Annotated in this window: 18 protein-coding genes; 10 read left to right on the forward strand and 8 right to left on the reverse strand. The window is 68.7% G+C overall.

All coding sequences use genetic code 11. The features are described 5' to 3' along the window. Positions 1–3 precede the first annotated feature (3 nt). From METUNV1_RS04660 to METUNV1_RS04685, 6 genes are read right to left on the reverse strand one after another with little or no spacing between them, the layout of a single operon-like run. Positions 4–1,779 (reverse strand): ABC transporter ATP-binding protein, encoded by a 1,776-nt coding sequence (locus METUNV1_RS04660; RefSeq protein WP_008059340.1) that lies wholly within the window; start codon positions 1,777–1,779, stop codon positions 4–6. 44 nt (positions 1,780–1,823) lie between these two features. Continuing rightward, the gene (locus METUNV1_RS04665; protein ID WP_008059342.1) at positions 1,824–2,411 is read right to left on the reverse strand and encodes a malonic semialdehyde reductase; all 588 of its coding nucleotides are present in this window, start codon (positions 2,409–2,411) and stop codon (positions 1,824–1,826) included. Between the two features lie 18 nt (positions 2,412–2,429). Next, a complete protein-coding gene (locus tag METUNV1_RS04670) occupies positions 2,430–3,689 on the reverse strand; it encodes an MFS transporter (protein ID WP_008059345.1) in 1,260 nt (419 codons plus the stop codon). A 2-nt stretch (positions 3,690–3,691) separates the two neighbouring features. Next, positions 3,692–4,105: an ExbD/TolR family protein gene (locus METUNV1_RS04675; protein WP_008059347.1), complete on the reverse strand. Its 414-nt coding sequence runs from the start codon at positions 4,103–4,105 to the stop codon at positions 3,692–3,694. Next, positions 4,105–4,863, reverse strand: coding sequence for a MotA/TolQ/ExbB proton channel family protein (locus METUNV1_RS04680; RefSeq protein WP_008059349.1), 759 nt, complete (start codon positions 4,861–4,863; stop codon positions 4,105–4,107). Before METUNV1_RS04680 ends, METUNV1_RS04675 begins: the two co-directional genes overlap by 1 nt. A 27-nt stretch (positions 4,864–4,890) precedes the next feature. Further along, entirely contained in the window at positions 4,891–5,700 is an 810-nt protein-coding gene (locus METUNV1_RS04685) for an energy transducer TonB (RefSeq protein ID WP_008059351.1), read from the reverse strand. A gap of 565 nt (positions 5,701–6,265) precedes the next feature. On the opposite strand from METUNV1_RS04685, the gene METUNV1_RS04690 reads away from it, so the two are divergent. Together METUNV1_RS04690 and METUNV1_RS04695 are read left to right on the forward strand one after the other, a co-directional pair. Then, positions 6,266–6,997 carry a class II aldolase/adducin family protein gene (locus METUNV1_RS04690; RefSeq protein WP_008059353.1) on the forward strand — a complete coding sequence of 244 codons (732 nt, stop codon included), beginning with the start codon at positions 6,266–6,268 and terminating at the stop codon, positions 6,995–6,997. Between the two features lie 82 nt (positions 6,998–7,079). After that, complete coding sequence (locus tag METUNV1_RS04695) at positions 7,080–8,171, forward strand: ABC transporter substrate-binding protein (RefSeq protein ID WP_008059355.1); 1,092 nt, start codon at positions 7,080–7,082, stop codon at positions 8,169–8,171. Positions 8,172–8,312: 141 nt separating this feature from the next. Here METUNV1_RS04695 and METUNV1_RS04700 read toward each other — a convergent pair whose 3' ends face one another. Together METUNV1_RS04700 and METUNV1_RS04705 are read right to left on the reverse strand one after the other, a co-directional pair. Beyond that, entirely contained in the window at positions 8,313–9,551 is a 1,239-nt protein-coding gene (locus METUNV1_RS04700; protein ID WP_008059364.1) for a sigma-54 interaction domain-containing protein, read from the reverse strand. Between the two features lie 90 nt (positions 9,552–9,641). Continuing rightward, a complete protein-coding gene (locus tag METUNV1_RS04705) occupies positions 9,642–10,688 on the reverse strand; it encodes an ABC transporter substrate-binding protein (protein WP_008059365.1) in 1,047 nt (348 codons plus the stop codon). A 351-nt stretch (positions 10,689–11,039) separates the two neighbouring features. Between METUNV1_RS04705 and METUNV1_RS04710 the strand changes: the two genes are divergently transcribed. The 8 genes from METUNV1_RS04710 (at position 11,040) to METUNV1_RS04745 (ending at position 19,449) form a co-directional block, all read left to right on the forward strand. Next, positions 11,040–12,296 carry an LLM class flavin-dependent oxidoreductase gene (locus tag METUNV1_RS04710; protein ID WP_008059367.1) on the forward strand — a complete coding sequence of 419 codons (1,257 nt, stop codon included), beginning with the start codon at positions 11,040–11,042 and terminating at the stop codon, positions 12,294–12,296. 344 nt (positions 12,297–12,640) lie between these two features. Beyond that, complete coding sequence (locus tag METUNV1_RS04715) at positions 12,641–13,765, forward strand: LLM class flavin-dependent oxidoreductase (protein ID WP_008059368.1); 1,125 nt, start codon at positions 12,641–12,643, stop codon at positions 13,763–13,765. Between the two features lie 33 nt (positions 13,766–13,798). Next, positions 13,799–14,890: an LLM class flavin-dependent oxidoreductase gene (locus METUNV1_RS04720; RefSeq protein ID WP_008059369.1), complete on the forward strand. Its 1,092-nt coding sequence runs from the start codon at positions 13,799–13,801 to the stop codon at positions 14,888–14,890. Between the two features lie 77 nt (positions 14,891–14,967). Continuing rightward, positions 14,968–15,390: a thioredoxin family protein gene (locus tag METUNV1_RS04725; protein ID WP_232416261.1), complete on the forward strand. Its 423-nt coding sequence runs from the start codon at positions 14,968–14,970 to the stop codon at positions 15,388–15,390. A gap of 429 nt (positions 15,391–15,819) precedes the next feature. Then, a complete protein-coding gene (locus tag METUNV1_RS04730; protein WP_008059372.1) occupies positions 15,820–16,983 on the forward strand; it encodes an ABC transporter substrate-binding protein in 1,164 nt (387 codons plus the stop codon). Further along, positions 16,980–17,771, forward strand: coding sequence for an ABC transporter permease (locus METUNV1_RS04735; protein WP_008059375.1), 792 nt, complete (start codon positions 16,980–16,982; stop codon positions 17,769–17,771). Before METUNV1_RS04730 ends, METUNV1_RS04735 begins: the two co-directional genes overlap by 4 nt. Continuing rightward, complete coding sequence (locus METUNV1_RS04740) at positions 17,768–18,559, forward strand: ABC transporter permease (protein WP_008059377.1); 792 nt, start codon at positions 17,768–17,770, stop codon at positions 18,557–18,559. The genes METUNV1_RS04735 and METUNV1_RS04740 overlap by 4 nt, the downstream gene beginning before the upstream one ends. Positions 18,560–18,597: 38 nt before the next feature. Then, positions 18,598–19,449 (forward strand): ABC transporter ATP-binding protein, encoded by an 852-nt coding sequence (locus tag METUNV1_RS04745; RefSeq protein ID WP_008059379.1) that lies wholly within the window; start codon positions 18,598–18,600, stop codon positions 19,447–19,449. Positions 19,450–19,474: the final 25 nt, after the last annotated feature.

Below are 19,474 nucleotides of genomic sequence, written 5' to 3' on the forward strand. Positions count from 1 at the left end.
GCTTCAGTTCGGATTGAGGCCGAGCAGATCGCGGTATTCCGCGCTCGTTTCGGTCAGGGCACGGTGGGTGCCTTCGGCGACGATGCGGCCACGCGCGAGCAGCGCGACCCGGTCCGCCAGCAGCAGCGTCGACAGCTTGCTGGCGATCAGCAGCACGGTGATCGGCCGGCCGTGGCGACCGTTTCCTGAATGACCGAGGCGCCGGATGTTGTCGAGCACGCGCCGTTCGGTCAGCGCGTCGAGCGCGCTGGTGGCGTCGTCCAGCACCAGAATGTCTGGCTGCGCGACCAGCGCGCGCGCCAGGCTGATGCGCTGGCGCTGGCCGCCGGAGAGCGTGACGCCGCGGTCGCCCAGCCGGGTCTGCAGGCCATGCTCCAGCCGCTCCAGCACTTCGCCGGCGCCGGCCTGTTCCAGCGCGTCCAGCAGTTCGACATGGCTGGCCTGCGGACGGGACACCTGCAGATTCGCTTCCAGCGTGTCCGAGAACAGGAAGCTCTCCTGCGGCACCACGTGCACCCGGTGCCGCAGTTCGTCCAGCCGCAGCGTGCGCACGTCCTGCCAGCCCGCCTCGGGCGAACCGACCAGCACGCGGCCTTCTTCCGCGTCGAGCAGACGGGGCAGCAGGCTGGCCAGCGTGCTCTTGCCGGCGCCGGTGCTGCCGACCACCGCGACGATTTCGCCCGGCGCGATGTCGAACGAGCAGTCGTCCAGAATGTGGGTGCTGCCACCGGGGGCGCGCACGCCGACCTGCTGCAGACGCAGGCCCAGCGGCCCGGCCGGCAGCGGGGCCGGGCCGCCGGTGATGCCGGGTTCGGCATCCAGCAGTTCCCAGATGCGGGCGGCGGACGAGCGGGCATCGGCGAACACCTGCATCACCCGGCCGATGCCCTCAATGCGGAACACCAGCATATTCGCCACCAGCAGCGAGGCCACCAGTTCGCCGATGCCGATGCGGCCCTGCTGCACCAGATGCGCGCCGAAGGCCAGTATCCACACATGGCTCAGCGCGACCACGGTCTGCGGCAGCGGGATGCGTGAGGCGGCGTAGGCGAGCGCTGCGCGCGCCTGAGTCATGAACAGGCCGACATGGCCGGCGAAAATGTCGATGCGCTGCGCTTCCAGCCCGAAGGACTTGATCACGCGCACGCCATTCACGCCTTCGCTCAGTTCCTGGTTCACCTGGTCGTAGGCTTCGCCGACCGCGCGGTCCAGCCACACCAGACGGTCGGTCTGCGCCACGAACAGCGCCAGTCCGGCCAGCGTCATCGCGAGCGGCACCACGCCCAGCCAGGGGTGGTACCAGCTGAGCAGGCCGACGGTGGCGATCAGCACCAGCGATGTTTCGAATACCTGGCGCCAGAAATTGATCAGCGCATCGCGCACCTTGTCGGCGTCGCGCGTGGTGCGGGTGACCAGTTCGCCCACGCCGTGCTGCCAGTGGTAGGCCAGATCCAGCCGCTGCACCTGGGCCAGGATGCGTTCGCGCAGCACGGTGAGCAGGTCCTGCCCAATCACCAGCGACATGATGCCGCCGAAGTACTGCAGCACCGAGCGCAGCGCCGCGATGCCGGCGATGGCCAGCAGCCAGTGCAGCGCCACGGTCCAGTCCAGGCTGCCGTCGGCGGCGCGGCTGACCGCGCGTCCGGCCTCGACGTCATTGACCGCGCGGCCCACCATCCACTGCTGGAAGGCGACGCCGATGTTCACCAGCACGAACAGCCCGGCGGTCAGCGCAAAACGGCCGGGCATCAGCCGGTACAGCGCCAGGCAGCGCAGCATCGGCGAATTCCGGAACAGCGGGCGCAGCCCTGTCTTGCCCCCGCTCACAGCACGCTCACCGCATCGTCGAAGGCAAGGCGCGGGCCGCGCGGCGGCAGGCCGTCGCGCACGCCGTAACCGATGTTCGCGAGCAGCAGAGAGCGGTAGCGGCCGTCCGGGAAAAAGGCGGCATCGACCCTGTCCGCCTTGAAGCCGGACATCGGGCCCACATCCAGCCCGAGCGCGCGCGCCGCGAAGATGAGATAGGCGGCCTGCAGCGTCGCGTTGGTGCGCGCGGTCGGTTCTATCCAGTCCGGCGACTGGTCGAAGAAGGCCTTGGCGTCGTAGGCCGGGAACTGGGTCGGCAGATGTTCGTGGAAGCGGGTGTCGTAAGCGACCACCACATTCAGCGGCGCGGCCAGCGTCTTGTCGCGGTTGGCCGAGGACATGCCGTCGGCCAGCTGCGCCTTCGCTTCGGCGCTGCGGATGAACAGGTAGCGGCCGGGCTGGGCGTTGAAGCCGGTCGGCCCGAGCTTGAGCAGGTCGTACAGCGCGTGCAGCGTAGCGTCATCGACTGCGCGGCCATCGAAGCGGTGAATGGAGCGGGCGTCGGTGAACAGCCGGGCGATCGAGGCGTCGTCTATGCGGGGCATGGTGGAGTCCGGTGGAAATCAGGGATGCGAGGTGGACAGCGTGTCCGGCAGGGCCGGGCGGCGGGCGCGCCGCCACAGCAGCAGCGCGCCGGCGCACACCGCCGGCAGCCAGGCGATGAACACCTGCTGCGCCGACACGATGTGGGCGAGCAGCCCGCCGATCAGCGCGCCGGAGAAACTGCCGCTCATCTGGGCCAGGCTGTAGAGCCCGGAAATCTTGCTTTTCGAGATCGGGTGGCGGCTCATCTGGTCCATGTTCACCAGATGGATGAGCGCCGAGCCGCTGGCCAGCGCAATGCCGCCTGCGGCCAGCGTGACGAAGTCGCGGCCGGTGCCGAGCAGCAGCAGGCCGCTGCATGCGAGCGCGAAGCTCGCGCCATAGGCGAGTGGACGCGGCAGCCGGTGCAGCAGCACGCCGAGCAGGAAGAGCGCGCTGACCGACGCCACGCCGTGGGTCATCACCAGCTGCACCGCCTCGCCCTGCGGCAGGCCGAGGCCGGCGATGGCCACCACCAGGATGAAGGTGCCGTGCAGCGACGAGGTCGAACTGCTCAGGTATTCGATCAGGCAGCTTTCCAGCACCACGCGGTCGGCCAGCAGAGCACGGATCTGCCGCAGTACGCCGGCGTCGGTGTCGACGGTCGCGGCCGGCGGCCGCGTTTCCGCCGCCGGCAGCAGCACGCGCCCGAGCAGCGCCAGCAGCAGGAAGGCGAGGGCACAGGTGGCGAAGGCCACGGCCGGGCCGTGCCGGCTGATCAGCGCGTGCGCCACGGCCGGACCGATCATGGCGATGCCGATCGAGTTGGTGGCGCGGTACCAGCCGGTTCTGGACGGGCCCAGCGTGCGCAGCTTTTCGAGAAAGCTGCTGTTCATCGACACGATGCGGAACGGAATGCACAGGCCGATCAGCCCGCGCCCGGCGGCCAGCAGCCACCACAGCGGTGCGCACGGCAGCAGCAGCGACAGCACCGCCGGCCCCATGCTGGCGGTGAAGTAGACGCGGCGCGCGCCGTAGCGCGCGATGATGAAGCCGGCCGGCACGGTGACCAGCATCATGCCCAGCGATTCGGCGGCCGAAATGAAGCCGATCTCGCCGCCGGTGGCGCCTAGTTCCAGCGCGAACAGCGTGGTCGCCACCTTGCCCAGGCCTATGGTCATGCCGCCGAGCACGGTCAGAAACAGAAAGCCGGGCAGGAACCGGTCGCTGACCGGAGGCCTGCCCGGCTGCGGCGCCGGGGCGTCCGCCCGGGCCGCGCCCGGGGGACGCGTGTCGTGCATGTTCACTCGCCGGTCGATGTGAGCACGGCCAGCTTGGTGACGCCGGCGCGTTCGATCGACGCCATCACCTTCGCGACATTACCGTAGGCCACCGCCTCGTCCGAACTGAGGTGCAGCGTGAGATCCGGATTGGCGGCCACGCGGCTGCGCAGCGCGCCTTCCAGCGCAGACTGCGCCACCTCGTCGCGGTCGATGTACACCTTGCCGGCGGCATCGACGCTGACCGTGACCGGCGGCGCCTTCTGTTCCGGCGGCTGGGTGGCGGCGGTCTTGGGCAGATTCACCTTGACCGCGTTGTTCAGCAGCGGCGCGGTCACGATGAAGGCGACCAGCAGCACCAGCATCACATCGACCAGCGGGGTGATGTTGATTTCGCTCAGGACCTCGTCCTGATCGGCAGCGGACGAGATGGCCATTATGCGAACACCTCGCGCAGGGCCGGCGTGTCGGCGCCGTGGGCGGCACGCGGATCGGCCGGGCGGGCAGGGGAGGGGCTGTCCGAAGTGCCGCGGCCGACACGGAAGCCGGCACGGCGCGACAGATTGATGAGGTCGGCCGAGAAGTCGTCGATGTCGGCGGACACCGCCTTCACCCGGCGCAGGAACACGTTGTAGGCGAGCACCGCCGGCACCGCGACCGCGATGCCGACGCCGGTGGCGATCAGCGCCTCGCCGATCGGGCCGGCCACCACTTCCAGGCTGGCCGAGCCGTTCTTGCCGATGTCCACCAGCGCCTGCATGATGCCCCACACGGTGCCGAACAGACCGACGAAAGGCGCGGTGCTGCCGATGCTGGCGAGTACCGCCAGGCCGGCTTCCAGACCGCGGCGTTCCTTCTGGTACTGCTGGCGCAGCGCGCGCTCCAGCTGGTCCTGACGGTCGCCGCTGTGCTCCAGATCGCTGTGGCGGTCAGCGTCGCCCAGCGAGGCGAAACCGGCGCGGGCAAGGCGGGCGATCGGGCCGTCGTGGCCATCCAGTTCGGACGCCGCCTGCAGATTTGGCGCATGCCAGAAGTCGGTACGGAACTGGCGGTTCTGGCGGCTCACGCGCCAGTTCTGGATGCCCTTGATCAGGATGAGGGTCCAGGTCGCGACCGAGAAGGCGACCAGCACCCACAGCGTGGCTTCGACCAGCAGCGTGGTCGGGATTTCGATATCGGAGTTGAAGAGTGACATGCCGTATTCCTCGTGTTGAAAGCGTGTTCAGTTTGAAAGCTTGAATTCGATGGGCACCGTGGCCCAGCCGTCGATCGGCGTGCTGCCGCGCTTGGAGGGCACGAAGGTCCAGCCGCGCACCGCGGCGACCGCGGCTTCGTCCAGCGACTTGCGACCGCTGCTGGTCTTCACCTCGACCGCCGACGGCTTGCCGCTGGCCAGCACCCGCACCCGCAGGATCACCTTGCCTTCCCAGCCCTGGCGCAGCGCGAACGACGGGTATTCCGGCGGCGGATTGCTCAGGTAGGACGCATAGGCATTCGGCTCGGTCACCGGCTCTTCCTTCACCGGCTCGGGGGCTGGCGGTGCCGGCGGCGCGGCGACCACCGGGCCGGTGGTGTGCGCGGCGGTGGTGTTCTCCTGGATCACCACCGCGTCGGCCGGAATCACCTCGCTCGCTACCGGCGTGCGCAGCGCCGGTGCCGGCTGGGGCGGTGGCGGCGAAGCCTGCTTCTTCACCACCTTGGGCGGCTCGGGCTTCGGCTTGGGCGGTTCCGGCTTCTGCTGCGGCGGCACCACCACCGGTTTCACCAGTTCGACCAGCACCTCATTGCGTACCGGCACCGGCTGCGAGGTGCCGAGCTTCGCACCGACCACCACCGCGTGTGCCCCCACCACCAGCAACGCGACCAGAAGCCAGGTCGGGACCGGCGAGCGCCCAGTGGGCGCGGCCGGCACCAGCGGCGCGACCTGCGTGGTGGAGGCCGATGCCTGTGGCGGACGGACGCGCCGTACCGCTTCAGGCAGGCGGGCCTGAACCGGCAGACCGAGATCGATGGCCTGTATGACGGCGCTCATGCGGTGCTCCCTTGCCTTTGGCATGCGTTCATGGCGGTTCTCCTTCAATGCGTGAATTTCGATGCGTGAATCAGTGCGACCGCGGTCGCCATGCGCCCTCTGTGCAATGTCCGTGCCTGTCCGGTCATGCGTGCGCAAACCCTTGATCCGCCTTGCTTTCACGCAGCCGTGAAATCGATATGACTGTTTCTGCTGCGCGAATCGGCGCAGCGTGCGCGGCACCGGCCGCAGCGCTGCCGAATCGCGAACAGCGTGCCGGCCCGCTGCGGCCTGCTGCGCGGAATGCGGCAGGCCATGCGGGTTTGCGCACGACGGCGGGCGCGCGGTGCGGATCGGCGCAGCGGCTCAGGGTGGTTGTTTCATGTCTTCGGCATGATTCCGGCCGCCGCCGGCGGCGCGCTTTTCCTTTCCGCTCATGGGTTTGCGCGCCCGATGCCGAGCGCGGCGCGGCGACTGGCACCGAAATTGCCAAACCGTCCATGCGCCGTGCATGCATTGCATGAACGGCTTCGCGCCCGGCAGCGGCCGGCGCGACCACCGTGCAGAGGACAGACAGGAGATTCACATGGCAGTCGCAGAAGCAGACGCAGGCGTGGGCCTGAGCAGCGAGCTGGAAGAATTCGTGCAGAAGGTGAAGGAGGAGGCGACGCTGGCCTTCGAGGTGTTCCGTGAAACCGGCACCCTCACCGCCAATGGCACCGTGGGTTTCGTCGAGCGCACGCCGGACGGCGACAAGCTGGTGACGGTGAACTATCCGGGCCCGTTCAACCGCGGCCAGCCGGTGCGCGCCACCGTGGTGGGTTTCGACGGCACGGTCTATCTGGGCAAGAGCGGCGCCGGCGCCAAGCGCTACCAGAAGCTGTTCGAGCAGCACCCGGACGTCACCACCATTTCGCACGTGCATTCGCCGGCGCTCGGTGCGTGGGCGCAGACCCACCGCACGCTGCCCATCCGCTACGTGCCGGTGCAGCGCTACAACCTGATCCGCGAACTGCCGGTCTATATCGACCGCCGTCAGCAGGAGGTGGATTTCATCCTCGACGTGCTGAAGCAGGACATCCACCACACCGCCATCCTCGAAGCCAACGGCGGCTCCACCGTGTGGGGCCGCGAAGGCCTGCGCAAGACCGCGGAATTCATCCTGCTGCTGGAAGAGGGCGCGCGCATCCAGCTCGAAGCCGAAGCCATCGGTGGTTCGCGCGACTACGGCCCGGGCGTGCTGAAGCAGCAGTGGAAGATGGCCGGTCTGTACGAAAAGGCGGGTTCGCTGGGCCTGCTGCGCCCGAGCGATCTCTGATCCGCATTCCGCAATGCAAGGCGCCGGTCTGCCGGCCGGCGCCTGACTGCACCCAACGCAACAATATCGAGGAGCACGACCGATGACCGTACAGACCGAAACCGCCCAGGCGGGCAGCGCGCTCGAGCGCGTCTGGTTTACCCGCTGCCCGGTGCCCACCGCCACCGGCCTGGCCTACAAGCTGGGCTGGCTGGAGGAGGAGTTCGCGCGCGACAAACTGCCGGTGTCCACGCTGCAGGAAAACGCCGGCCGCGAACTGGCACGCCACCACTACGACCATGAACTGCCGGGCCTGATCCGCGAGGGCGGCAATCTGCTGGCCATCGCCGCCCGCGCCCAGGGCGCGCCGACCCGTCTGATCGGCCTGACCTGGATAGACGAAGCCCAGGCCATCCTGGTGCGTCCGGATGCCGGCATCACGTCGCCGGCCGATCTGAAGGGCAAGCGTCTCGCGCTGCCGCGCCTGACCGAATTCCCGATCACGCCGACCACCCGTGGCCGCAGCATTGCCCGCGCGATGTCGCTGGCCGGCTACAAGGGCGCACTGGCGGTCGCCGGCCTCACGTTTGACGACGTGAAGCTGGTCGAGGTCGGTTCCGGTGGCTCGCCGGCACGCGAAACCGCCACCGGCGATCCGTCGCGTGGCCTGAGCCGGCTGTGGGAAGGCATTGCCGATCTGGTCGAGGGCAAGGTCGACGCGGTGTATGTGAAGGGCGCGTCGGCAGTGGATGCCGCGCGTGCAGCCGGTGTCGTGGTCGGCATCGATCTCGATGCCTTCGAGGACCGCCGCCACCGCGTGAACAACGGTACGCCGCGTCCGATCACGGTGCATCAGGACACGCTGGACAGGCACTTCGACATCGTCGTGCGCTTCCTCGCACAGACCCTGCGTGCGGCCGACTGGGCCACCACCCATCTGCCGGAAGTGCGCGAAATCCTGAAGGCCGAAACCCGCTCCGGTGACGATGGCGTGGCCGCGGCCTACCGCAATGACTTCCACCTGTCGCTGCATCCGGACCTGTCGGACGAGAAGGTCGAGCTGTTCCGCCGCCAGCGCGACTTCCTGCTGGCCTACGGCTTCCTCGACCGCGACTTCGACTTCGACGCGTGGATCGATCGCCGCCCGCTGGAAGCAGCGCTCGAACTGCTGCGCGGAGAACGCAAGGCGGCGTGAGCCGGCTGGACAGCATGAAGCGAGGCTGAAATGAAAAGGGCACCCCGAGGGGTGCCCTTTTCATTTCAGTAGCCAGCAGACATGCGGGGCGGGGGAGCGGATCGATCGCGGCGCGAGTGCCGCGTCCTCCGAGGCGCGCCGTCAGAGCGATTCCGCCAGCGCGTCGCCCGCTTCGGCGCCTTCGTCCTCGTCACTGCCGTCGGTCTGCGAGGCAAGCAGGCCGCTGCGGCGCAGGTGGGTGCGCAGCACATGGCGGCTGATGCCGAGCAGCTGCGCGGTGCGGATCTGGTTGCCGGCGCCGACGGTGTAGGCGTCGCGCACGATCCAGTCCATCAGCGTGGCCAGCAGGTCAGGGCGGCCGGCTTCCAGCAGGGCGGCGAGCGCCGCGCGGAAGTCCTGCTCCAGCGGATCGACGCCCGCGTCGGGCGGACTGTCGGTGGCCTCGCCGGCGGCAGGCACCGGTGCGGGCGGTGCCGCCACGACCGGAGCGGGCGGTGCGTCGACGCGGCTTTCGTTCCGGCGCAACTGCACCATCTGGCCCAGCTGAGGCAGCTGCAGGTCGGCCTCCAGCACTTCGCCGTTGTGGCACACCAGCAGCGCGCGATGGACCACGTTTTCCAGTTCGCGGATATTGCCCGGCCACGGGTAGGACTGCAGCGCCTGCAGTGCGCCGTCCGACAGCTTCACGTTGTGCAGCCTGAGCTGCCGGCTGTACAGCTTCATGAAGTGTTCGGTCAGCGGCAGGATGTCCAGCGGCCGGTCGCGCAGCGGCACCAGAGGCAGGGAGATCACCTGCAGCCGGTAGTACAGGTCCTCACGGAAATGTCCGGCTTCCACCGCCTGCTGCAGCTTCACGTTGGTTGCCGCGATCAGCCGAACGTCGATCGGGATCGGCTTGCGCGAACCGACCCGCACCACTTCGCGTTCCTGCAGCACGCGCAGCAGCTTCACCTGCATCGGCAGCGGCAGGTCGCCGATCTCGTCCAGGAAGAGGGTGCCGCCGTGCGCCGTCTCGAACCAGCCGGCGCGACTCTGCATGGCGCCGGTGAAGGCGCCGCGCTCGTAGCCGAACAGTTCGCTCTCGATCAGCGTTTCCGAGAACGCGCCGCAGTTGATGGCGACGAAGGGCGCGCTGCGCCGGTGGCTCAGTGCGTGCACGTGGCGGGCGACCAGTTCCTTGCCGGTACCGGTTTCACCGGTGATGAGCACGGTGGCGTCGCTGGGCGCGATGCGCTCGATGCGCGACAGCAGGGCCTTCGACTTCGGGTCGGCGAACACGACCGCGGTCGCGCGGATCAGCAGGCTCAGTTCCTGCGGATTTTCGAACGCGATCAGGGTCGGTGCATCCGGCGACTGCGGGGGGCGGGTAATGTCGTTCATGCACCGGATGCTAGTTTGCGGTGCAGCAGATGCGAACGAAGAATCCCTGCTGAGATTATTCGCCTGACTGAAATGCCGGCGCTGCTGGCCTCAGCGCGCGTAGCTGGCGCCCTGCGGTGCGGATGCGCGCAGCGCGGCCAGCGGCGCGTCGCTGATCCAGCCACGCACGTCGACCGGATGCGCGATGAAGCCGCGCGCCGACAGGAAGTCGGCGTAGCGCTGCAGCGCATCGACATACACCGGCTCCAGCGTGGTGTGCATGTGGCGATGCACGTCTTCGCCGTAGGCGTGCGCGGCCCAGTATTCGCTGCTGCGGGTTTCGCGCGCGATGAACTGGCGGGTGAGCAGTGGATTGTTCTCGGCCCACTGCGCGGCGCGCTGCACTTCACGCAGCACCCTTTCGACCAGCTGCGGGTAGTTGTCCAGCAGCGCGGCGTCCACCGTCAGCGTGCGCGGTGTGCCGTTGTTACAGCGGAGTGCCGGGTCCGGGTGGCGGCCGATGTCGATCACGGTATGCGCCGCCAGCCAGTGGCTCGCTTCGGCGCCCTGCGAACCTTTCACGAAAATGGCATCGACTTCGCCGCGCAGCAGCGCACGCGCTTCGGCGCTGTAGGGATGGGGCTCGTGCAGCGCCGTGATGTCGGGTGCGACCACGTCGATGTCGGCCCATTCGACTTCGTGTTCGCTGATCGCTTCGGTGGCGAGCGCGTTCAGACAGCCACGCAGCGCCGAGATGCGGAAGATGTCCACGGTGCGGTCGACATGCCGCGGCAGGCCGATGCGCCGCCCGCGCAGGTCGCTCACCGTGCGGATACCGGATTCGGGCAGCGCGATCAGCGCCTGGTATTCGTCGGTCCAGGTCAGGCCGATCAGCCGGGTGTCGCTGCCACGGGCGCGCGCCCACAGCGCGGCGATGCTGCCGCTCTGGCGGACCGAATTCGGCTGGGTGTGGTCGTAGAAGGACTGGCGCACGGCCGGATCGCCGGATTCCGACAGCGCGTGCGCTTCGGTGCCGAACTGGGAAAAGGCCTGGTTCAGCCAGCCCTGCTGGGCGGCGATGCCCAGCGGCGTCGGTACCGGGCCGCGGGCATACCAGAGGGTTTCGGGGGCAGGGCTGCGGTGCTGGGGCGCGTTCATGAACGGTGTCGTACGGGCGTAGGCCGGCTGTGAGTCTTTGAAGGAGGGCGGGTTCCGGTGCGCGTGCAGTATGCAGGCAGGGCGGTGGCCGTCAGCACGTTGCGTGCCAGTGCCCGTCCGTGATCTTCGTCACCGGAATGCCGTTGTGCTGGGAGGTCGCTGTCGCTTTTGCTGCACTGGCCGGTGGCGCTGCCGATCCCGCGCCGCACCCGAGCGGGTGCCTGCGCCGATCTGCGCAGCCGGTGGGGCGGGCGGGCGCAGGCCGAGCGCGTTTGCGCATGGCATGGATGGTGCTGAAGCCGGGTGCGTCGCCGATGCGGCGCAGCATCCACTGAATGGACGGACCCGGACATGAGCATCGAATTCTTCACCCGCCTGCCGCTGCACGGCGAAACCTTCCACCTGCCAGGCGACCCGCGCAACCGCGGCGACTGGAACAACCCGTCGCGCCCGGGTACCGGCGCGGTATCGAACTTCGTCGTCGGCGACGACTTCACCTATATCGACTACCTGTCGCAGATCGCGCGTGGCGCCGAGATCGCCGGCTTCGACGGCGTGCTGATGGTGAATACCCAGTTCGGCGAAGAGCCATGGATCGTGTCCTCGCTGCTGGCGCGCGAAACGAAGCGCCTGAAGTTCGTCGCCGCCTTTCACCCGAGTTCGACCAGCCCGTGGAACGCGGCCCAGGCGGCCGCCACCTACCAGCGCGCGACCGGCGGACGGCTGGTGTGGAACATCATCCAGGGCAGTTCGGAAGCGGCGCAGCGCGCCATCGGCGACGAGCTGCCGCACGACGAGCGCTACGAGCGGGCCGGTGAATTTGTCCATGCGGTGCGCGGTTATTTCGGCTCGGAATCCTTCACCTACCGGGGCAAGTACTACAGCGCCAGCGGCGGTGGTCTGCGCGGTCCGCTGCGCAAGGCGCCGATCCCGCGCATCTGCACCGCAGGGGCGTCGGACGCGGCCAAGGAATTCGCGGCGCAGCACGCCGACTACTATCTGCTGCTGGCGGAAGACCCGGCCATCGTCGCCGAGCACATCCGCGACGTGCGCGAACGCGCGCTGAAGTACGGCCGCAGCGACATCCAGTTCGGCCTGTCGGTGGACGTGATCGCGCGTGCCACCGATGCCGAGGCGCGTGCCGAGGCGAAGCGCATTTTTGACGAAGGCGTGGCGGCCGGCGTGGTCGATGTGGTCGCGTCCATCACCGAACAGCTGTCGCCCACCTTCCAGAAGCGCCGCAAGCTCTACCACGACAAGGAAGTGCGCGACTACGACGACCTGTTCATCGCGCCCAATCTGTGGGCCGGTTACGGCTACATCGGCATTCCACCGGGCTTTGCGCTGGTCGGCGATTACGCTGCCATTGTCGAGCGCATCCGCGAATTCCAGGCGCTGGGCATTTCGCTGTTCTTCATCGCCGGCTACCCGCATCTGGAAGAGGCCTACCGCATCGGCGAGCACATCCTGCCGCACTTCCGCAGCGAGCGCGTGGGCGCCCGCGTGCCGGCCAATGACGATGCGGCGGCAGGCGACGGCTTCGAACGCCCGCTCGCCTTTGCCAGCGGCCTCGACACGAAACAGCGGCACAGCGGCGCCAACGGCTGATGCCGGATCCGGCGCGACAGCTCCGAGCGGAAGGCGCCGGTTCTCCGGCGGCCACCACCGGTCGCGATCAGGGGGCGGATCAGGCGCCGGCGGTTTCCATTCCGCCACGCTGAGCTATCGCGGGCAGGGCGCTGCTGCGTTTTCGGCGGCACGCTGCGTTCATTTACGCAGCGTGCCGCCGGGCTGCTTCGGCCCTGACCCCCGCCGCGGCCGCCCAACCTTGCCGGTGGCTGGTCTGCGGCGTGGCGGCACTTTCCCTCATGCTGATGGCACGGCGGTTGCTGAACCGCTGCCCACCGGCCGGCCGCATCGCGCGGCTGCGCAGAACACCACAGGAGCCGCATATGAGTACATCCGAATCGGGCACCGTTGCCCACGACGCCGGCGAAGTCGAGTTCGTCGGCGGGCTGTTTCCCCGCAACCAGCTGGCCGGCCCCGGCGGCGGCCAGCAGACCGGCTTCGACCTCGCCTGGCTGCGCGACCTGGCGCGTGCGCACGAACATGCAGGCTTCGACCGCGTGCTCATCGCCAACGGCATCGACGCGCAGTGGATCGCCGCCTACGCCGCATCGCAGACCGAGCGTCTGGGTTTCATGATCGCCCACCGCCCGGCGCTGCAGGCACCGACGCAGGCGGCACGCAGCTTTGCCACGCTGGACCACGTCACCGGCGGCCGCATCCGGCTGCACGCCATCACCGGCATCACCGCCGAGCCGCAGTACGGCGACTACCTGGTCGATAAGGACGCGCGCTACGCGCGCACCGGCGAATACCTCGACATCGTCCGCCGCACCTGGACCTCGGACCAGCCCTTCGACTACGAAGGCAAGTACTTCACCATCAAGGGCGGCTTCTCGCCGGTCAAGCCGCTGCAGGCGCCGCACATTCCGATTTCCTTCGGCGGCTCGTCGGACGCGGCCTATCACATCGCGGTGCGCCACGCCGACCTCTACGCCTTCTGGGGTGAGCCGCTGGTCGACGCGAAGGAACAGGTGGCCAAGCTGCACGCGGCGGCCGCGGCTGCCGGCGTCGCTTCGCCGCGCATCAGCCTGTCGGTGCGGCTCATCGTCGGCCCGACCGAAGAGATCGCGTGGCAGCGCGCGCACGACATCGTCGGTGCGCTGAAGAAGAACTATCAAGCGGTGCCCGGCCGGGTGCAGGGCACCGGCACCCAGCGCCTGCTGGCGGCCGCCGAGCGCGGCGAGCGCCATGACCGCGCGCTGTGGATGCCCACCGCCAGCGCGGTCGGCGGCACGCACGATTCGACTGCGCTGGTTGGTACGCCGGACACCGTCGTTCAGGCGCTGCTCGACTACCACGACATCGGCGTCACCACCTTCCTGAACCGCGGCTACGACCCGCTGCACGACACGCTGGACTACGGCCGCTGGATCATTCCGGTGGTGCGCGAAGAAGCGCGCCGTCGTGCGCAGCAGAAAGCCGAACAGGCGCGCCGCAGCGCCGCCTGAAACCGCACGACCCATTATCGAAAGGACACGACCATGGCCGTCGAATTCGTCGGGGGGCTGTTCCCCCGCAACCAGCTGGCGCCGCGTGGCGCCTACGGACAGAAGCCCGACCTGAACTACCTGCGCGATCTGGCGCGCGCCCACGAACACGCCGGCTTCGACCGCGTGCTCATCGCCAACGGCGGACCGGACCCGGCTGTGCTGGCCGCCTATGCCGCGTCGCAGACCGAGCGCCTGGGCTTCATGATCGCGCACCGTCCGGGGCTGGTGGCGCCCACCGTGGCGGCGCGCGCCTTCGCCACGCTGGACCACGTCACCGGTGGCCGCATCCGGCTGCACGCCATCACTGGCCACGCCGCCGAACCGGAGCACGGCGACACCCTCACCGACAAGAACGAGCGCTACGCGCAGGCCGACGAGTACCTCGACATCGTGCGCCGCAGCTGGACCGAAGACGCGCCCTTCGACTACGAGGGCAAGTACTTCAACGTGAAAGGGGCGTACTCGGCGCTCAAGCCGCTGCAGAAGCCGCACGTGCCGATCTCGCTCGGCGGGTCGAGCGACGCCGCCTACCGCGTCGCCGTGAAGCACACCGACCTGTACGCGCTGTGGGCCGAGCCGCTCGTCGACATCAGGGCGCGCATCGACAAGCTGAAGGCGATTGCCGCCGAAGTCGGCGTCGAGGCACCGCGGGTCAGCCTGTCGGTGCGCCTCATCATCGGCGAGACCGAAGACCTGGCCTGGGCCAAGGCGAAGGACATCGCGGCCACGCTCAAGCGCAACCACGACGCCAACGTGGCGCGCATCGACCGCGGCCACAGCGGAGGCGCGCAGCGTCAGGTCGATGTGGCCGAACGCGGCGAGGTGCACGACAAGGCGCTGTACTACGGTACGTCGAGCGCCATCGGTTTCGGCACGGACTCGACCTCGCTGGTCGGCACGCCGGACACCATCGTCGAATCGCTGCTCGCCTACTATGACCTCGGTGTCACCACCTTCCTGAACCGTGGCTACGACCCGCTGTACGACGCCATCGACTACGGCCGCTGGATCATCCCGGCGGTGCGCGAGGAGGTGGCCCGTCGCGAGCAGGCGGCTGGGCGCCGGCAGTCTGCTGCCGCTTAAGGACAGTGTCCGGTGCCCGCAAGGGGCCGGACGCGCTGCCGGCCAGTCCTCCGTGGCGGCCACTGCGGCATGAGGGCATGAGCGACGATGAGGGCGCCCGGTGGCCGAAAGGCGGTATCGTTACGCGGTGTCGTTCCCGTCCGAGTCGTGCCTCCGCCATGAGCCTTGCCGTCGTCTGCCTCTGTGCCGAATGGTGCGGAACCTGTCGTGATTTCCGCGTCCTTTTCGACGGCGTCGCCACCCAGTGGCCCGACGCCGGTTTCGTCTGGGCCGACGTGGAAACTCACGAGAACCTGCTCGACGATCTGGATCTAGAGATCGAGAATTTCCCCACGGTACTGATCGCCTCCGGTGAGGGGGGCACCCTGCATTTCGCCGGCCCGATCACGCCCTTTGCCGATACGCTGCAGCGTCTGTGCCGCACCGCGGCCGCCGGCGATCTGCCCGCCCTCGATGCGCCGTCCTGGCTCACCTTGCTGAGCACCCTGACCCGGGCATAGGCGCGATCACCGATCGCGTTCTGCGGCTGAATTACCCACCTGCCGCTGGATCAAGGCCTCATCGCGAACGGTGTTCTCTCCTGCGGGGAATCGATGGTGTGGGTGAGATCACCGGTCGCGATGGGACCGCGAACGTTGCCATTGCCTGTAACGCTGTCGGCGGGATTCCGGCCGGTGGTCACCCCGACAGAAACACGGTGGGTCTGCTCACGGCGGACAGCGGTGCGCGGATTCGCGCAGCGCTGCGCGGAGATCGGCAGCGGAGGACGGCGGTACGACCCTCAGTGAATCGTCGTCGTGCCCATGAAACCTCGATGTGGCAACGATTTCGGTCGATTTCCCGAGCTTCGGCATCCTTCTTGCACTGCAGCGGATATATCCGGTACGGACATCCCGTCCTGTCCGGTTGCTCGCAGCAGGAAGCTCATCATGTCGCTCTCAACCCGGCGCTTCGCCTGGGCCGTCGCCGCCGCCTTTTCGTTCGGCGCCTATCTGGTGCTGCGTCCGTCACCCGAACAGCCAGTGGCGCCAGTCGATGTGCAGCGCGGCGAAGCCGCCCGGCCCGTTGCGGCCGCCGCACCGCTGACCACGCTCACCATTGCCGCGATTTCGTCACCGCATCAGGGCCAGCAGGTGTTCAGCGGTGCAACCCAGATCATCCTGGAGCAGGGCTGGCTGGAGGCGGAACTGGCGCGCCGCGGTGTGGCGCTGAAGATTGAGCCGGTGTCGCCGGCGGTCGGCGGGCCGCAGATCAACGAGGGCTTCGCGGCCAAGCGCATCGATTTCGCGGCCTATGGCGATTTTCCGGCGCTGATCGCGAAGGCCGGCGGCGTGGACATCCGCACCGTGCTGTCGCCGGGGCAGGGCAACAACGCCTATCTGGTGGTGCGCAAGGGGCTGGCGGCGCAGTCGATACGCGACCTCAAGGGCAAGTCCATCGCCATTCACCGTGGCCGGCCCTGGGAACTCACCTTCGCCAAGCTGCTCGACGCGAACGGACTCACGCTGAGCGATTTCAAGATCTACAACCTGAACCCGCAGGCCGGCCACGCGGCGCTGGCGGCCGGCAAGGTGGACGCCACCTTCACGCTGAGCGAGGCGCTGGTGACCGAACAGCAGGGGGCCGGCCGCATCATCTGGTCGACCAAGGACGCGCCGCTGCACTGGAAGATGCGCACCGGCCTGTGGGCGCGTCACGATTTCACCGAAGCGCATCCGGACATCACGACGCTGGTGGTGGCGGCCTACGTGAAGGCGGCGCACTGGCAGGCGCAGGAGGAGAACCGCGACAAGGTGCTGCAGATGGCGTCGCGCGGCAACCTGCCGGTGGACCTGATCGCGCGCGACTACGATGACCCGCGCCTGGGCTGGAAGGACCGTTTCTCGCCGCTGCTCGACGGCTTCTACCGCCAGCACTTCAGCGACGTGGCCGAATACATCCATGCCAACGGCCTGGTGCAGAAGCGGGTGCCGGTCGAGGACATCATCGACGACCGTTTCCTGGCTGCGGCGCTGCGCGAACTGTCCGCCGGCGGTCTGTCGCTCGACGGCTACTGGACGCCGCAGGCCGAACAGAAGGTGGCGGCCCGGTGAGTGCTGCGCGCATCGAAGAAGCCACGCTGCGCCGTATCGTCATGGTGGCGTCGCCGCTGGCGGTGCTGCTGGCCTGGCAGGTGCTGAGCGCAGCGCGGGTGTTTCCGCCCGAGGTGCTGGTGTCGCCACAGGCGGTGCTCGCGGCCTTTGGCCAGCTCACTGCCTCCGGCGAACTGGCCCGTCATCTGGGCGAAAGCCTGCAGCGTCTGCTGTGGGGCTTCTCGATCGGCAGCGGCGCCGGGCTGCTGTTCGGTCTGGCGGCCGCACTGTCGCCGACCTTCGCGCGGCTGTTCGACCCGCTGTTCCAGGCGCTGCGCCAGGTGCCGGTGCTGGCCTTCATTCCGCTGCTCATTCTGCTGTTCGGCATCGACGAGGTGTTCAAGATCGTCATCATCGCCAAGGCGGCCTTCTTCCCGACCGCACTGTCCACGCTGGACGGCGTGCGCGGTGTGCCCAGGGCCTGGTTCGAGGTGGCGCGCATCTACCGTACGCCGCTGCCCTCGCTGGTGTGGCGGGTACTGATACCGGCCACGGTACCGTCCGTGCTGTCCGGCGTGCGGCTCAGCCTGACCCGTGCCTGGCTGGTGCTGGTGGCGGCCGAACTGATCGTGGCCGACAGCGGCATCGGGCAGATGATGGAAATGGGCCGCCAGATGTTCCGGCTCGACGTGGTCATGGTGGGCGTGGTCGTGTGCGGCGTCATCGGTTTCGCGCTCGACCGCGGTTTCGTGCTGCTGCAGGCACGTCTTCTGCGCTGGCGTGCCCAGCCGGCAGGAGCGGAGGCATGAGTGCGGCGCTGCGCAGGTACGGCGGCGGTCTGCCGGCCCGCATCGCACTCGGCCTGCTGGTGCCGCTGGCGCTGATCCTGCTGTGGGATCACCAGGCGCGCCACGGTGGCGAGCATGCGTTCGCCTTCGTGTCCGCGGCCCAGGTGGCCGGCGCACTGCGCGAACTGTGGCAATCCGGCGATCTGCTCACCGCCTACGGCAACAGTCTGCGCAATGCCTTCGGCGGGCTGTTCTGGGGCAGCGTGACCGGGCTCGCGGTGGGTTCGGCGATGGCGCTGCTGCGGCCGGTTGACTGGGTGCTCACGCCGCTGTACCACGGCCTGCGCCAGGTGCCGCTGCTCGGCTGGCTGCCGCTGATCGGGCTGTGGTTCGGCAGTGGCGATCTGTCCAAGGTGATCGTGGTGTCGCTGTCCGCCTTCTATCCGGCGGTGCTCTACACCTACGAGGGGCTCAAGGGCGTCGAGGCACGCATGCTCGAGGTCGGCCGGCTGTACCGGCTCACGCCGTGGCAGACCTTCTGGCGCATCCGCTGGCCGTCGGCGCTGCCGTCCATCTTCACCGGCCTGCTGCAGTCGGTGGCCTTCGCCTGGATCGCGACGATAGGCGTCGAACTGCTGTTCCCGACCGGCTTCGGGCTGGGCACCGTGATGCAGCACGGTCAGCTGCAGGCGCGGCTGGACATCGTGGTGGTGTGTATCGCGGTGGTCGGCCTGACCGGCTTCGCGATCAATCTGCTGGTGGCCCGCCTGAGCCGGCACGCCCTGCGCTGGCGACCGGTGCGCACCTGAGCTGGCCCGCTTCGCCCCCTGAATTCCGGAACCTCGACATGAACATCGATTCGCGCGCCGCGGTGCGCACCCCTGAACAGCCGGCGCTCCGCTCCGGCGCGCTGCAGCTGAAGGAGGTGCGCAAGCGCTTCCTGTTCGATCAGCGCGAACTGACTGTGCTGACCGGCCTGAACCTCGACGTGCGTCCGGGCGAATTCCTCAGCATCGTCGGCCCCTCCGGTTGCGGAAAGTCGACGCTGCTGCGACTGATCGCCAGCCTGGACGATGACTATGAAGGCCATATCGCGCTCGACGGTCGTCGCGTCGCCGGCACCTCGCTCGAACGCGGCCTGGTGTTCCAGGACCATCGGCTGTTCCCGTGGATGACGCTGGAACAGAACGTGGCGTTCGCGCTGATCCGGCGCGACATGTCGGCCGCGGCGCGCGACCGCCTGGTGCGCGAGCACATCGCGCTGGTCGGCCTGAGCGGCTTCGAGCAGGCCTATCCGCACCAGCTGTCGGGCGGCATGAGCCAGCGCGCCGCCATCGCCCGGGCGCTGGTGAACGAACCCAAGGTGCTGCTGCTGGACGAGCCCTTCGGCGCGCTCGACGCGCTGACCCGGGTGCATCTGCAGACCGAGCTGCAGCGCATCTGGATGAGCCAGGGCTCGACCATGATCATGATCACCCACGACGTCGACGAGGCGCTCTACCTCGGTGACCGGGTGGCGGTGATGCAGGCGCATCCGGGCCGCATTGCGCACATCGTCGATGTCGATCTGCCGCATCCGCGCGACCGCGCCGCACCGCTGCTGCATCGGCTCAAGGACGACATCCTGGCCGAACTGACCGCCACCGACGCGCCGCGCGGCGAGGCGGTGGTGCCGCTGACCCGGCGCCGGCCAGGCTGATCGCATTCCCATCATCCCGTCGTAC

Source organism: Methyloversatilis universalis FAM5, from assembly GCF_000214035.2.
In the GTDB taxonomy this organism is placed as follows: Bacteria; Pseudomonadota; Gammaproteobacteria; order Burkholderiales; family Rhodocyclaceae; genus Methyloversatilis; species Methyloversatilis universalis.

Coding starts and splice junctions, on each gene's coding strand:
- METUNV1_RS04720 (WP_008059369.1), top strand. CDS start 13,799: ATGGCCGTCGAATTCGTCGGGGGGCTGTTCCCCCGCAACCAGCTGGCG.
- METUNV1_RS04690 (WP_008059353.1), top strand. CDS start 6,266: ATGGCAGTCGCAGAAGCAGACGCAGGCGTGGGCCTGAGCAGCGAGCTG.
- METUNV1_RS04700 (WP_008059364.1), bottom strand. CDS start 9,551: ATGAACGACATTACCCGCCCCCCGCAGTCGCCGGATGCACCGACCCTG.
- METUNV1_RS04705 (WP_008059365.1), bottom strand. CDS start 10,688: ATGAACGCGCCCCAGCACCGCAGCCCTGCCCCCGAAACCCTCTGGTAT.
- METUNV1_RS04730 (WP_008059372.1), top strand. CDS start 15,820: ATGTCGCTCTCAACCCGGCGCTTCGCCTGGGCCGTCGCCGCCGCCTTT.
- METUNV1_RS04695 (WP_008059355.1), top strand. CDS start 7,080: ATGACCGTACAGACCGAAACCGCCCAGGCGGGCAGCGCGCTCGAGCGC.
- METUNV1_RS04680 (WP_008059349.1), bottom strand. CDS start 4,863: ATGTCACTCTTCAACTCCGATATCGAAATCCCGACCACGCTGCTGGTC.
- METUNV1_RS04715 (WP_008059368.1), top strand. CDS start 12,641: ATGAGTACATCCGAATCGGGCACCGTTGCCCACGACGCCGGCGAAGTC.
- METUNV1_RS04660 (WP_008059340.1), bottom strand. CDS start 1,779: ATGCTGCGCTGCCTGGCGCTGTACCGGCTGATGCCCGGCCGTTTTGCG.
- METUNV1_RS04740 (WP_008059377.1), top strand. CDS start 17,768: ATGAGTGCGGCGCTGCGCAGGTACGGCGGCGGTCTGCCGGCCCGCATC.
- METUNV1_RS04675 (WP_008059347.1), bottom strand. CDS start 4,105: ATGGCCATCTCGTCCGCTGCCGATCAGGACGAGGTCCTGAGCGAAATC.
- METUNV1_RS04685 (WP_008059351.1), bottom strand. CDS start 5,700: ATGAGCGCCGTCATACAGGCCATCGATCTCGGTCTGCCGGTTCAGGCC.
- METUNV1_RS04710 (WP_008059367.1), top strand. CDS start 11,040: ATGAGCATCGAATTCTTCACCCGCCTGCCGCTGCACGGCGAAACCTTC.
- METUNV1_RS04665 (WP_008059342.1), bottom strand. CDS start 2,411: ATGCCCCGCATAGACGACGCCTCGATCGCCCGGCTGTTCACCGACGCC.
- METUNV1_RS04670 (WP_008059345.1), bottom strand. CDS start 3,689: ATGCACGACACGCGTCCCCCGGGCGCGGCCCGGGCGGACGCCCCGGCG.
- METUNV1_RS04745 (WP_008059379.1), top strand. CDS start 18,598: ATGAACATCGATTCGCGCGCCGCGGTGCGCACCCCTGAACAGCCGGCG.
- METUNV1_RS04725 (WP_232416261.1), top strand. CDS start 14,968: ATGAGCGACGATGAGGGCGCCCGGTGGCCGAAAGGCGGTATCGTTACG.